At 73.5% G+C, this 11,958-nt stretch carries 11 protein-coding genes and 2 pseudogenes; 9 read left to right on the top strand and 4 right to left on the bottom strand.

The genetic code is table 11. The annotated features are described in order from the left end of the window. The 3 genes and pseudogenes from AB0K51_RS33835 to AB0K51_RS33825 all read left to right on the top strand — a co-directional run. Positions 1-589, top strand: a pseudogene (locus AB0K51_RS33835) (sensor domain-containing diguanylate cyclase); the annotation flags it as partial. A gap of 140 nt (positions 590-729) precedes the next feature. After that, a complete protein-coding gene (locus AB0K51_RS33830) occupies positions 730-1,491 on the top strand; it encodes an SDR family oxidoreductase (protein ID WP_363461977.1) in 762 nt (253 codons plus the stop codon). A gap of 85 nt (positions 1,492-1,576) precedes the next feature. Then, positions 1,577-2,467, top strand: a complete 891-nt coding sequence (locus AB0K51_RS33825; protein ID WP_363461975.1) for a helix-turn-helix transcriptional regulator — start codon at positions 1,577-1,579, stop codon at positions 2,465-2,467. Here AB0K51_RS33825 and fdhD read toward each other — a convergent pair. Beyond that, positions 2,437-3,255 carry a formate dehydrogenase accessory sulfurtransferase FdhD gene (fdhD, locus tag AB0K51_RS33820; RefSeq protein ID WP_363461973.1) on the bottom strand — a complete coding sequence of 273 codons (819 nt, stop codon included), beginning with the start codon at positions 3,253-3,255 and terminating at the stop codon, positions 2,437-2,439. The two genes, AB0K51_RS33825 and fdhD, sit on opposite strands and share 31 nt — an antisense overlap. Positions 3,256-3,337: 82 nt before the next feature. Between fdhD and hutH the strand changes: the two genes are divergently transcribed. The 4 genes from hutH to AB0K51_RS33800 all read left to right on the top strand — a co-directional run bounded on the left by hutH (position 3,338) and on the right by AB0K51_RS33800 (position 6,810). Next, a complete protein-coding gene (gene hutH, locus AB0K51_RS33815) occupies positions 3,338-4,900 on the top strand; it encodes a histidine ammonia-lyase (RefSeq protein WP_363461981.1) in 1,563 nt (520 codons plus the stop codon). A 163-nt stretch (positions 4,901-5,063) separates the two neighbouring features. Further along, complete coding sequence (locus tag AB0K51_RS33810) at positions 5,064-5,936, top strand: MurR/RpiR family transcriptional regulator (protein ID WP_363461971.1); 873 nt, start codon at positions 5,064-5,066, stop codon at positions 5,934-5,936. A gap of 148 nt (positions 5,937-6,084) precedes the next feature. After that, complete coding sequence (locus tag AB0K51_RS33805; protein ID WP_363461969.1) at positions 6,085-6,405, top strand: hypothetical protein; 321 nt, start codon at positions 6,085-6,087, stop codon at positions 6,403-6,405. Positions 6,406-6,501: 96 nt separating this feature from the next. Then, positions 6,502-6,810 (top strand): SHOCT domain-containing protein, encoded by a 309-nt coding sequence (locus AB0K51_RS33800; RefSeq protein ID WP_363461967.1) that lies wholly within the window; start codon positions 6,502-6,504, stop codon positions 6,808-6,810. 57 nt (positions 6,811-6,867) lie between these two features. On the opposite strand, the gene AB0K51_RS33795 is transcribed toward AB0K51_RS33800, so the two are convergent. The 3 genes from AB0K51_RS33795 to AB0K51_RS33785 are packed head-to-tail and all read right to left on the bottom strand — an operon-like array spanning position 6,868 to position 9,732. Then, complete coding sequence (locus AB0K51_RS33795; protein ID WP_363461965.1) at positions 6,868-7,467, bottom strand: restriction endonuclease subunit S; 600 nt, start codon at positions 7,465-7,467, stop codon at positions 6,868-6,870. After that, complete coding sequence (locus AB0K51_RS33790; RefSeq protein WP_363461963.1) at positions 7,467-9,044, bottom strand: N-6 DNA methylase; 1,578 nt, start codon at positions 9,042-9,044, stop codon at positions 7,467-7,469. The genes AB0K51_RS33795 and AB0K51_RS33790 overlap by 1 nt, the downstream gene beginning before the upstream one ends. Positions 9,045-9,072: 28 nt before the next feature. Further along, the gene (locus AB0K51_RS33785; protein WP_363461961.1) at positions 9,073-9,732 is read right to left on the bottom strand and encodes a hypothetical protein; all 660 of its coding nucleotides are present in this window, start codon (positions 9,730-9,732) and stop codon (positions 9,073-9,075) included. A gap of 381 nt (positions 9,733-10,113) precedes the next feature. Here AB0K51_RS33785 and hutU point away from each other — a divergent pair, with 381 nt between their 5' ends. Both hutU and AB0K51_RS33775 read left to right on the top strand, forming a co-directional pair. After that, positions 10,114-11,769, top strand: coding sequence for a urocanate hydratase (gene hutU / locus AB0K51_RS33780; protein WP_363461979.1), 1,656 nt, complete (start codon positions 10,114-10,116; stop codon positions 11,767-11,769). A gap of 111 nt (positions 11,770-11,880) precedes the next feature. Next, positions 11,881-11,958: pseudogene (locus AB0K51_RS33775) on the top strand (TetR/AcrR family transcriptional regulator); the annotation flags it as partial.

Genomic DNA, 11,958 nt, shown 5'->3' with positions numbered 1-11,958 from the left:
CCGGCGCCGCTTCCGCGGCGCCGCGCACAGCGCCGACCCCGGCCAGCTGCTCGCCGCGGTGCTCGCCGCGCTCGACCAGAGCGGCCTGCAGGGCGCGGTCACCCACCCCGCGGACACCCTCGGCCGCCTCTCCACCGTCGCCGAGAGCGCCTCCCGCCTGCTCAACGCCGTCGGCTGGTGGGTCTCCTACGTCCCGCCCGGCTCGCCGCAGATGCGCACCGCCCGCCACGCGCTCTACCGGATGACCGGCGGTCCCGCGTCCGCCCGCGCCCAGACCCAGCGCGCCCAGATCGAGGCCCCCGACGCCGTCTTCGACCTGCGCCACTACCCGCTCACCGCGAAGGCCGTGACCGGTGGCTCCTTCGCCCTCCGGGCGGGCGCGCCCGGCAACGACGCCGCGGAGGAGGCGGTGATGGTGGTGTCCGGCTACCGGGCGATGGTCGCGGCGGGCGGCGCCAACCCCGCCGGCGGCTGGCTGCTCGAACTCTTCGCCGACGAGTCGACCCTGCCACTCGGCCAGATCGCCCCGGCCCTGCGGACGTTGGTGGCGGTGGCGCTGTCGGGGCCCTGTTCGCCGCCGCCGACCTGAGCCGCCCGGGCCCGTCCGGCCCAGGGTGGTCCTGGCTCTCCCAGGGAACGGCAGGCTCTGGTCGGCCGTCGCGGCCCGGCACAGAGTGGTCCGCATCCGGCCACCGCACCGGCCCGCGCGACCGACCCAGGAGTCCCCCCATGAGCTATTCCGCCCTCGCCACCCGCACCGCCGTCGTGACCGGCGCGGCCAGCGGCATGGGTGCGGCCACCGCCCGCCTGCTCGCGGCGGACGGCGCCCGCGTCGCGCTGCTCGCCCGGCGCACCGACCGGCTGGAAGCGCTGGCCGCCGAGCTCACCGCCGCCGGCGGCCGGGTCCTCGCGGTCACCGCCGACGTCACCGACCAGGCGTCCGTCGACGCCGCCGCCGCGCGGGTCCACGACGCCTACGGCCGGGTCGACCTGGTGGTCAACAACGCCGGCGTGATGCTGCCCAACCCGCTCGCGGCCGGCCGGCTCGACGAGTGGACCCGCATGATCGACACCAACCTCACCGGCGCGCTGCGGGTGATCCGCGCGTTCGTCCCCGACCTCACCGCGGCCGCCTCCGACGGCGGCACCGCCGACCTGGTCAACATCTCCTCCATCGCCTCCCACGTCCTGTTCCCCGACTACGCGGTCTACGCGGCCACCAAGGCGGCACTCACCCACCTGTCCGCCGCGCTGCGCACCGAGCTGGGCCCGTGCGACGTCCGGGTCGGCACCATCGAGCCGGGCCTGACCGAGACCGAGCTCCCCGGGCACGTCGACAACCCCGAGCTGCGCGAACAGCTCGGCGGGATGTTCGCCGCGATCCCGGCCCTCGCCGCCGAGGACGTCGCCGACCTGATCGCCTACACCGTCAGCCGCCCCCGGCACGTCAACCTGCGCCAGTCGATCGTCCTGCCGACCCGTCAGGCGTGACGCCCGCCGGGCCGCGCCCGGCCGCGGGCTGCCTGGCACCGGCAGGGCCAGGCAGCGCACCCCGGCGATCGGCCACAATCACCGCATGACGACCGCGACCGGCCTGGCCGACTTCCTCCGGACCCGCCGAGCCCGCCTGCGCCCGCAGGACGTGGCACTGCCGGACTACGGCGGCACCCGCCGGGTCGCGGGCCTGCGCCGCGAGGAGATCGCCCAGCTCGCCGGCGTCAGCGTCGACTACTACACCCGGATGGAACAGGGCCGGGTGGCCAACCCGTCGGACGGCGTGCTCGACGCCCTCGCCCGCGCGCTGCGCCTGAGCGGGGACGAGACCCGGCACCTGCACGACCTGGCGCGCCCGCGGCAGGCCGCCCGGCCCGTGCGCGGGCCCGGCGCCCGCCGCGGGCAGCAGGTGCGGCCGATGCTGCAGCGGCTGCTGGACGAGTTGAAGGACGTGCCGGCCCTGGTGATGGGCCGCCGGATGGACGTCCTGGCCTGGAACCCGGCGGCGGTGGCCCTGCTCGGCGACTACGCCGCCGTGGACCCGGCCGAGCGCAACATCGCCCGGATCACCTTCCTCGACCCGATCACCCGGGAGCTGTACGCGGACTGGTCCGCCTGCGCCCGGGAGAACGTGGCCTACCTCCACCTGGAGGCCGGACGGCACCCCGGCGACCCCCGACTGGCGCGGCTGATCGGGGAGTTGTCGATGCGGAGCGAGGACTTCCGGCGCTGGTGGGCGGAGCACCCGGTGCAGGACAAGACCGCCGGGACCAAGCGGTTCCACCACCCGCTGGTCGGCGACCTGGAGCTGAGCTACGAGACGCTGCGCGCGGCCGACGACCCCGACCAGGCACTGGTCACCTACGCGGCCGAGCCGGGCAGCCCGTCCCACGACGCGCTCCGGATGCTGCTCGCCTGGAGCGCCCCCGCGCAGCCGGCGGCTCAGGGGCCGATCCGGTCCGGCCGGGTGTAGACGTTCGCGGAGCGATCGCGGAGGAAGCCGATCAGGGTGAGGCCCAGTTCTTCGGCGAGTTCGACGGCGAGGGAGGAGGGGGCGGAGACGGCGGCGAGGAGGGGGAGGCCGGCGAGGGCGGCTTTCTGGGTGAGTTCGAAGGAGGCGCGGCCGGAGACCAGGAGGACGTGGCCCCGGAGGGGGAGGAGGCCTTCGCGCAGGGCCCAGCCGATGACCTTGTCGACGGCGTTGTGGCGGCCGACGTCCTCGCGTGCGCAGAGCAGCCGGCCGTCGGCGGTGAAGAGGGCGGCGGCGTGCAGGCCGCCGGTGGTGTCGAAGGTGCGCTGGGCGGCGCGGAGCCTCTCGGGGAGGGCGTAGAGGGTGTCGGGGGTGACGGTGAGGGGGTCGGCGGAGACGTCCCAGCGGCTGTGGGTGCGGACGGCGTCGACGGTGTCGCGGCCGCACAGGCCGCACGCGCTGGTGGTGAGGAGGTTGCGGTGGGCGGAGAGCGCGGTGCGGGCACCGCGGACGGTGGCGTCGACGACGTTGTAGGTGTTGGCGCCCTCCGCGTCGGTGCCGGCGCAGTAGCGCAGGGCGGCGAGCTCCGCGGTGTCGGTGACCAGGCCCTCGCCGACCAGGAAGCCGGCGACCAGGTCGAAGTCGTGGCCGGGGGTGCGCATGGTGACGGTCAGCGGGTCGCCGCCGAGCCGGATCTCCAGTGGTTCCTCGGCGGCCAGCGAGTCCGGCCGGGCACTGCTCTCGTCGCCGCGCAGCCGTACCACTCGCCGCCGTACCGTCGCCCGTGCCATCCGAATCGCACCTCCGGGAGTCAGTCAACCACTCGGCATGTTGTCATATCCCCATTCACCTGATCTGATTGTGCATATGGATATGCACAATGTCGTCGTCCAGGTCGGCAAGGCCGACGTCAGCGCCGAGGATGTCCTCGCCGTGGCCCGCGGCGGGGCCCGGGTGGAGATCGGGCCGGACGCGCGGGCCGAGATGGCGGCCGCGCGGGCCCGGATCGACGCCCTCGCGGCGGAGCCGCGTCCGGTGTACGGGGTCTCGACCGGGTTCGGGGCGCTGGCGGTGCGGCACATCAGCCCGGAGCTGCGGGCGCAGCTGCAGCGGTCGCTGGTGCGCTCGCACGCGGCGGGCATGGGCCCGGTGGTGGAGACCGAGGTGGTCCGGGCGCTGATGTTCCTGCGGATGAAGACGCTGGCGTCCGGCCGGACCGGGGTGCGCCCGGTGGTGGCCGAGACCATGGCGGCCCTGCTGAACGCCGGGATCACCCCGGCGGTGCGGGAGTTCGGTTCGCTGGGCTGCTCCGGCGACCTGGCGCCGCTGTCGCACTGCGCCCTGGTGCTGATGGGCGAGGGCACCGCGTTCGGCCCGGACGGGGTGGAGAAGGACGCCGCCGAGCTGCTCGCCGCGGCCGGCATCGAGCCGGTCGAGCTGCTGGAGAAGGAGGGCCTGGCCCTCATCAACGGCACCGACGGCATGCTCGGCATGCTGGTGATGGCCCTGGCGGACCTGCACCGGCTGTACACCACCGCCGACATCACCGCCGCGATGTCGCTGGAGGCGCTGCTGGGCACCGACAAGGTGCTGGCGCCGGAGCTGCACGCTCCGATCCGCCCGCACCCGGGCCAGGCCGCGGCCGCCGCCAACATGCTGGCGGTGCTGCGCGGCTCCGGGCTGACGGGCCATCACCAGGACGACGCGCCGCGGGTGCAGGACGCCTACTCGATCCGCTGCGCGCCGCAGGTGGCGGGCGCCGGCCGGGACACCCTGGCGCACGCCCGACTGGTCGCCGACCGGGAGCTGGCCGCGTCGGTCGACAACCCGGTGGTGCTGCCGGACGGCCGGGTGGAGTCCAACGGCAACTTCCACGGCGCCCCGGTGGCGTACGTGCTGGACTTCCTGGCGATCGCCGCGGCCGACCTGGCCTCGATCTCCGAGCGGCGCACCGACCGGCTGCTGGACAAGGCCCGCTCGCACGGGCTCCCCGCGTTCCTGGCCGACGACCCGGGCGTGGACTCCGGCCTGATGATCGCCCAGTACACCCAGGCCGCGCTGGTCAGCGAGAACAAGCGGCTCGCGGTGCCGGCCTCGGTGGACTCCATCCCGTCCTCGGCGATGCAGGAGGACCACGTCTCGATGGGCTGGTCGGCCGCCCGTAAGCTGCGTGCCGCGGTGGTCAACCTGGGACGTGTGCTGGCGGTGGAACTCGTCGCCTCCGCACGGGCGTTGGAGATCCGGGCGCAGGCCGCCGAGGGGGCCGACCCGCTGGCTCCGGCGACCGCCGCGGCGGTGGCCTCGGCCCGCGCGGCCGGGGTCGGGGGTCCCGGCCGCGACCGGTTCCTGTCGCCCGACCTGGAGGCCGCCGCCGCCCTGGTCGCCTCGGGCGCCCTGGTGGACGCGGTCGAGCGGGTCACCGGGCCGCTGGCCTGACCCGCCGCCGCACGGGACGGGCGGGCGCACCCGCCGGGGGGAGCCTCCGGACCCGCCCGTCCCGTCAGGCGAAACGGGATTGCCCACCTGCCGGGACTGCGCCACAGTCTTCCCACCGCCGAAGCCACCGGCGTCCGCCCAACCGAGCGTGGAGGTACCGCTGATGACCGCCCTGGACGAGACCGGCACCCACCCGGGGCCCTCGGCCCGGATGCTCCAGCTCTTCGAGGGCCACCGGCTGACGCCCACGCAGCGGCGGATCGCGCACTCGCTGGTCCGGCACGCCGCCGAGGCGCCGTTCCTGTCCAGCGTGGAGGTGGCCGAGCTGGCAGGGGTCTCCCAGCCCTCGGTGACCCGGTTCGCGGTGGCGCTCGGCTACGACGGCTACCCGGCGCTGCGCAAGCAGCTGCGCGAACTCGGGGTCGGCGAGTCCCCCACCCCGGAGAGCCCCGACGAGGTGGTGCGCAACGAGCACCAGCAGGCCGTGCTGGCCGAGATCGAGCACCTGCGGCACCTCGCCGACCTGCTCGCCGACCCGGCCCCGATCGTCCGCGCGGCCCGGCTGCTGGCGGCCTCCCGCCCGCTGCCGGTGCTGGGCCTGCGCGCCGCCTCCGCCCAGGCGCACGGCTTCGCCTACTTCGCCGCCAAGGTCCACCCCGACGTGCGGCTGCTGGACGAGGGCGGCTCGATGCTCGCCGACCGGCTCGAGCAGGCCGCCGCCGCCGGGGCCACCGCGCTGCTCTGCTTCGCGCTGCCCCGCTACCCGCGCGAGCTGATGGACGCCCTCGCGGTGGCCCGCGACTGCGGGCTGACCGTGCTCACCGTCGCCGACTCCGCGTTCGCCCCGGTCGCCAAGCTCTCCGACCTGCTGCTGCCCGCCGCCGTCGGCACCGGCCTGGTCTTCGACACCGCCTGCGCCCCGATGATGCTCGGCCGGGTGCTGCTGCAGACCATGTGCGACGAGCTGCCCGGCGCGGAGGCCCGGCTGGAGGCCATCGAGCAGTCCGCGACGGCCCGTCAGTTGTTCCTGGAATGACACCTGTTGTTCCTGGAACGACTCCTGTTGTTGTTCTACCGACACCTTCTCGTCGGGTTGACGATGGGGCCTGAGCGGGCATGTCTCTTCATGGGGGATGACGTACCGAAGCTTGGACGGGGGAAGTCCAATGCGTCCGATCCATCAGATGAGACTCACCGGACGACTCGGGTCCGGAGCCGACGAGTGGTCCTGCCCGTCCTGCGGGCGGCGGATCGCGCTGCGCCGGCCGCCGTACCCCGAACTCACCGTGCTCGATCCCGGTGACGAGGAGGCCGTGCACATCGGCGTCCTGGAACCCGGCACCGACGCCGCAGCCGACGCCGCCGCCCGCTACGGCGTCGGCCCGATCCAGGAGATCCCGCGCCCGCCGGCCCGCCCCGGGCAGGCGGTCCCCGAACCCGACGCCGAGGACCGCCGCTGGCTCGCCGAGATCGGCATCGACTGGGACGGCGACGAGGCGGCCTGACCGCGGCCGGCCGGAACCGACGGATTCCGGCCGGCCGCGGCGAGGCGCAGACTGGGAAGGGCGCACCCCTTCCTGGTGCGGTGGCGGGTGATCACGATGAGGCACTACTGGCACCACGGGCCGAACGGCGGCTGGGAGTGGATGTTCCCGGGGCTCGCCTTCCTGCTGCTCCTGCTCCTGATCGCGGGGGTGGCCCTGCTGCTCTGGCGCACCCAGGCGCACCGCACCGCGCCACCCCCCGCCCCGCACTGGGGCGGCCCGGAGGCGCCGCTCCCGGCCCCGGAGGCGGAGCGACTGCTCGCCGAGCGCCTCGCCCGCGGCGAGATCGAGGTCGACGAGTACCGGGAGCGCCTGGCCGCCCTCCGCGAGGGAACCCGGGGGAACGGTCCGCCGGGCACGAGCTGAGCGGTCGCCCGGCCGAGCTGCGGAGCGGATCGGGCGTCGGGCGCGTCCGCCCCGGCCTCAGCGGCCCGGTTCGGCGAACAGTCGCGCGGCCAGAACCGCGCGGAGTTCGACGGCGGTCTCGGCGATCCGGCGGTGTACCGCGATCTTCTCGTCGATCGCGACCAGGACCCGCACGGCCTCCCGCTGCTCGTCCAGCGAGGGCAGGGGGATCGGGAGACCTGAGAGGTCCCGGAGGGTGAGGCTCGGAATGCCCGCCCCTCTGCGGATGTACTGGTGCAACCAGCGGTCGACCGCGGGGCTGGCCAGGTAGTGGACCAGGTAGGACGGATCGACCGCGGCTCCCGGCCGGATGCGGAAGAGGCTCCCGCTGTACAGCCAGCCGGTCTGACGCTCCGTCACGGCGGCCGACTTCCCGGGGCGCCCGGTCCGGACGCAGAGCACGTCGCCGGCCCGCAGCCGATAGCGGTCCAGTGCTTTGGCCGTGGCGTCCGGTACGCCGACCAGCGGATCGTTGATCAGGGTGCGTTCGCCGATGTTCTGCGGCCGCAGCATCGGGACGCCGCTGCCGTCCGTCGCCAGAGCGCGGGGCGACGGCGCGGACGGCCCTGCCTGGAGGGAACAGCAGTCCTCGAGACGGACGGACTGGGGCGTGCTCATCAGCTGAGTCCTTCCAGTGCCCGGGTGAGAGCTCGGTCGGCCGCCGCAGCCCGCCGATCGAGATGCTCGAGGCGGTTGAGCAGCTCGTCGAGCGAAGCGCTGCCGCGACCCGGTTGCGGGGCGTCCACGGGCTCGACGTAGCGGGCCGGCACGAGGACGTAGTCCGCCGCTCGGAGGTCCTCGACGGTGGGGGAGGCGCTGATGTCGGTGAGCGATCGGTCCGTCTGCCACCTGCGGTACGCGTCTTCGATCGTGGCGACGGCGGCCGGCTCCAACGAATGTCCCCTGGCCGTGCGGGTGCCCAGGTCCGAGGCCTCGATCATCAGCACCTCGCGCCGATCGGCATCGTGCGGGGGGCGGAGGATCCAGATCATCACCGGAACAGCCGTCGCGGTGAACAGACCCGCGGGCAGCGAGATCAGACACTCGATCGCGCCGGATTCGACCAGGGCCGCCCGGATGTCCCGTTCCCTGCCGGACCGGAAGGCCGCACCGTGCGGCATCACCAGCGCGCCGCGTCCGCCTGGTGCCAGCGACAGCACGACGTGCTGGACCCACGCCAGATCGAGGTTGCGCGCGGGCGGCGGACCGAACGGCCAGCCGCGCTCGACGATCGCCGGGTCGTGCGCCTTGAGACTGAACGGAGGATTGCCGAGCACGACGTCATACCGGTGGGCCGCATCAGGTTCCGGGAGCTCGTTGACCACGGCCACCGAGGCGGGGACGGAGTGGATCGCGAGGTTCAGCTCGCTCGACCGGGCGTCGCTCGGCCGGGTGGTCGCGCCCCGCACCACGGGTGGGGTTCCGAGGGACCTGGCCGCGTCGACCAGCAGTTCACCCGAGCGGCAGTAGGGGTCGTAGAGGCTGGCGGGTGGCGGGCCCTGCGCCAGCACGGCGAGCATGGCCTGCCGGACGGCGGTCGGCGTGTAGAAGCTGCCGCTGCGGGCGCCCTGCTGCGCTGCGGACTCCCGGAGGAGCGCGTCATAGGCGTCCGCGACCTCATGCCCGGGCGTCAGCAGGTTGATGGTCCGTACCGTGTCGTCGAGCACGCTGTCGGGACAGCGCCGGATCAACTGGGCGAGCTGGTCCGGGTCTTCAGCGAGTTCGGCGGTCCATCGCTCGATCACCCGTGCGAGCGGGAGCGGTTCGTCGAGGATCGCCGCCCAGGCGTCCGGCCGACAGGCGCGGAGGTACAGCAGGAACCGCAGCAGCGAGTCGTAGCCGGGGTTCCAGCCGGCCCGGAGGTACCAGGCTCCCGCTTCGCCCAGCAGCTCGGCGACGATGCGCTCGACCTTTCCGGAGTCGGCCGGTGGCTTCCCCGCCGACGCGGCGAACCGGTCCGCGTAGGTGAGGCCGTGGGTCTCGCCGGGGCGGAGCTGGTTGCGCGGCACCACGCGGCCGGAGAGCCACCGGCGGATCTCCTCGGCGTGGAACAGCTCCTCGGTGCCGACCCGGACGGGCTCCGGATAGTCCGGGTGCCGGCGCTGCCAGTTCGTCACCGCCGGGCGTTCCACCCCCGCCCGCTGGGCGATGTCGGCGCGTGAGAGCAGGCCGCCGGTCTCTGCGGGGTCGGTCATCCTGGCCTCCATCGGTGCCGTCGCCGGTTCAGAACCGCGGAGGCCGCAAGCCCCCGCAGGTGTCCTCGCGGGTGCTCAGGACCTCCGGAACGCGGTCCATCGCACGGGCCGCGGCCGCCATGTCCGGGCTGAGGTATTCAAGCAGGCGGTAGATCTTCGCGTGGTCGGCCGCCAGGTGCCGGTGGTGGATCGGCTCGTGGTGCCCGATCCGGTTGCGGAAGAGCTGCATCGAGTAGAAGTCCTCGTGGAGCAGCCGACGGCGACCCGAGTAGTGCGGAAACGCGCGGTGCAGGAACGGCACCCACAGTGCACGGTCGTACGCGGTGCTGAGCAGCGACACCCAGAATCCGAACGAGAGCTCCGCGACGACGTCGTCGGACGAGGTGACCCCGTGCCGGCGACCGCCCTTGCGCCGGGCCTCGTCGATCAGCTTCCGCCCGTTCGGGCTGAGTGGGGCGGCCTCCCACCAGTCGGCTCGACCGAAGCCGGCGCCGAGTCGATCGTGCAAGGCGTTGCGCAGGGTGAGCTCCAAGCAGTGCAGCGGGCCGAGGAACGCCCCGGAGGCTTCGGCGTTCCACCAGTACAGGAGCCGCGCCTGCCCCTCGTCGCCGCCCGTCGCCTTCACGTAGGGCACGAGCCGCTGCTCGGACAGCGCAGTGCGCATCCACCGAGGCAGTGCGTTCGTCACGACGGGTTCCTCCGGTCTGGATTCCTTGTTGCGGTCCACGGGGCCGCTGCTACGCTGGCCGGGTAAGCCCCGGGTCCGCCTCTGCTGAGCATGCCGCCCGGGGCACTGCTTTTTCCTCGGGCTTCTCCTCGGCCGAGTCCGTGCGGTGGACAGGCCGGTGCAGCACCCCGAAGGTCTTCTGACGCCTCATCAGCTTGCGACGACAGTAGGGCACCGCGAGGTGGCCTCGCAAGCGCATTGTGGTGCGCTCGAATCTGTTAACCCCTTCGGGCCCCACTCGCGGGGCCGGAACTCTGGCCAGCCTGGTTCTGTTTGGATATATTCAGTCTGCTTGATCGTGAATGAATTCATCCGCAAGGAGGCTGGGCCATGGCAGAGCAGGTGAGCGGGCCGCGCGAGGTTCGGGCGGCGCGGGGTACCGGGCTGAGTGCGCAGGGCTGGCAGCAGGAGGCCGCCCTGCGGATGCTGATGAACAACCTGGACCCGGAGGTCGCGGAGCACCCGTCGAAGCTGGTGGTCTACGGCGGCACCGGCAAGGCGGCCCGGGACTGGCGGTCGTTCGACGCCATGGTGCGGACGCTGCAGGGGCTGAAGCAGGACGAGACCATGCTGGTGCAGTCCGGCCGGCCGGTCGGCGTGATGCAGACCCACGAGTGGGCGCCGCGCGTGCTGATCGCCAACTCCAACCTGGTCGGGGACTGGGCGAACTGGGAGGAGTTCCGGCGGCTGGAGTCGCTCGGCCTCACCATGTACGGCCAGATGACCGCCGGGTCGTGGATCTACATCGGCACCCAGGGCATCCTGCAGGGCACCTACGAGACCTTCGCGGCCGTCGCCAACAAGCGCTTCAACGGCACGCTCGAGGGCACCATCACCCTCACCGCCGGCCTCGGCGGCATGGGCGGCGCCCAGCCGCTCGCCGTCACCATGAACGGCGGCGTGGCGATCTGCGTCGACTGCGACCCGTCCCGGATCGCCCGCCGGATCGAGCACCGGTACCTGGACGTCGAGGCCACGAACCTCGACCACGCGCTGCAGCTGGCCACCGAGGCCCGCGACAAGCGGCAGCCGCTCTCCATCGGCCTGCTCGGCAACGCCGCCGAGCTGTTCCCGCAGCTGCTCGCGATGGACGCGCCGATCGACATCGTCACCGACCAGACCAGCGCCCACGACCCGCTGAGCTACCTGCCGATCGGCGTCGCCTTCGACGACATGGCCGACTACGCGGCCGCCAAGCCCGCCGAGTTCACCCAGCGCTCGCGCGAGTCGATGGCCCGGCACGTCGAGGCGATGGTCGGCTTCCAGGACCGCGGCGCCGAGGTCTTCGACTACGGCAACTCGATCCGCGGCGAGGCCCAACTGGCGGGCTACGACCGGGCGTTCGCCTTCCCCGGGTTCGTCCCGGCGTACATCCGGCCGCTGTTCTGCGAGGGCAAGGGCCCGTTCCGGTGGGCTGCGCTCTCCGGTGACCCGCAGGACATCCACAAGACCGACAAGGCGGTGCTCGACCTCTTCCCGGAGAACGAGTCGCTGCACCGCTGGATCAAGATGGCCCAGGAGAAGGTGCACTTCCAGGGCCTGCCCGCGCGGATCTGCTGGCTCGGCTACGGCGAGCGCGACAAGGCGGGCGAGCGGTTCAACGACATGGTCGCCTCCGGTGAGCTCTCCGCCCCGATCGTGATCGGCCGCGACCACCTGGACTGCGGCTCGGTCGCCTCCCCGTACCGCGAGACCGAGGCGATGCTCGACGGCTCCGACGCGATCGCCGACTGGCCGCTGCTCAACGCCATGGTCAACGTCGCCTCCGGCGCGTCCTGGGTCTCCATCCACCACGGCGGCGGCGTCGGCATCGGCCGCTCCATCCACGCCGGCCAGGTGACGGTCGCCGACGGCACCGCGCTGGCCGGCGAGAAGATCCGCCGCGTCCTCACCAACGACCCCGGCATGGGCGTCATCCGGCACGTCGACGCCGGCTACGACCGGGCCTCCGAGGTCGCCGACGAGCGGGGCGTGCGCGTGCCGATGGCGGAGCTGTGACCGCCGACTTCGACGCGATGTGGGCGGAGCTGCTCCCCGTGGGCCGCTCCGCCTCCTCCGGCGGCTACCGGCGGCACGCCTGGAACTCCGCCGACACCGAGTGCCGCGCCTGCCCCGATGTACTCCCAGATGCTGGTCGGCATGGTGGCGCTGACCGGCCAGTGGTGGCTGGAGGTGCGCAAGCCGGCC

The sequence above is a fragment of the Kitasatospora sp. NPDC049285 genome, assembly GCF_040678815.1.
In the GTDB taxonomy this organism is placed as follows: Bacteria; Actinomycetota; Actinomycetes; order Streptomycetales; family Streptomycetaceae; genus Kitasatospora.
Note: the sequence above shows the minus strand (reverse complement) of the source record. Positions and strands in the feature narration are given on the sequence as shown.

Bases quoted from the DNA above. Each gene is read 5' to 3' on its own strand.
- AB0K51_RS33830 (WP_363461977.1), top strand. From the start codon at position 730: ATGAGCTATTCCGCCCTCGCCACCCGCACCGCCGTCGTGACCGGCGCG.
- AB0K51_RS33825 (WP_363461975.1), top strand. From the start codon at position 1,577: ATGACGACCGCGACCGGCCTGGCCGACTTCCTCCGGACCCGCCGAGCC.
- fdhD (WP_363461973.1), bottom strand. From the start codon at position 3,255: ATGGCACGGGCGACGGTACGGCGGCGAGTGGTACGGCTGCGCGGCGAC.
- hutH (WP_363461981.1), top strand. From the start codon at position 3,338: ATGCACAATGTCGTCGTCCAGGTCGGCAAGGCCGACGTCAGCGCCGAG.
- AB0K51_RS33810 (WP_363461971.1), top strand. From the start codon at position 5,064: ATGACCGCCCTGGACGAGACCGGCACCCACCCGGGGCCCTCGGCCCGG.
- AB0K51_RS33805 (WP_363461969.1), top strand. From the start codon at position 6,085: ATGAGACTCACCGGACGACTCGGGTCCGGAGCCGACGAGTGGTCCTGC.
- AB0K51_RS33800 (WP_363461967.1), top strand. From the start codon at position 6,502: ATGAGGCACTACTGGCACCACGGGCCGAACGGCGGCTGGGAGTGGATG.
- AB0K51_RS33795 (WP_363461965.1), bottom strand. From the start codon at position 7,467: ATGAGCACGCCCCAGTCCGTCCGTCTCGAGGACTGCTGTTCCCTCCAG.
- AB0K51_RS33790 (WP_363461963.1), bottom strand. From the start codon at position 9,044: ATGACCGACCCCGCAGAGACCGGCGGCCTGCTCTCACGCGCCGACATC.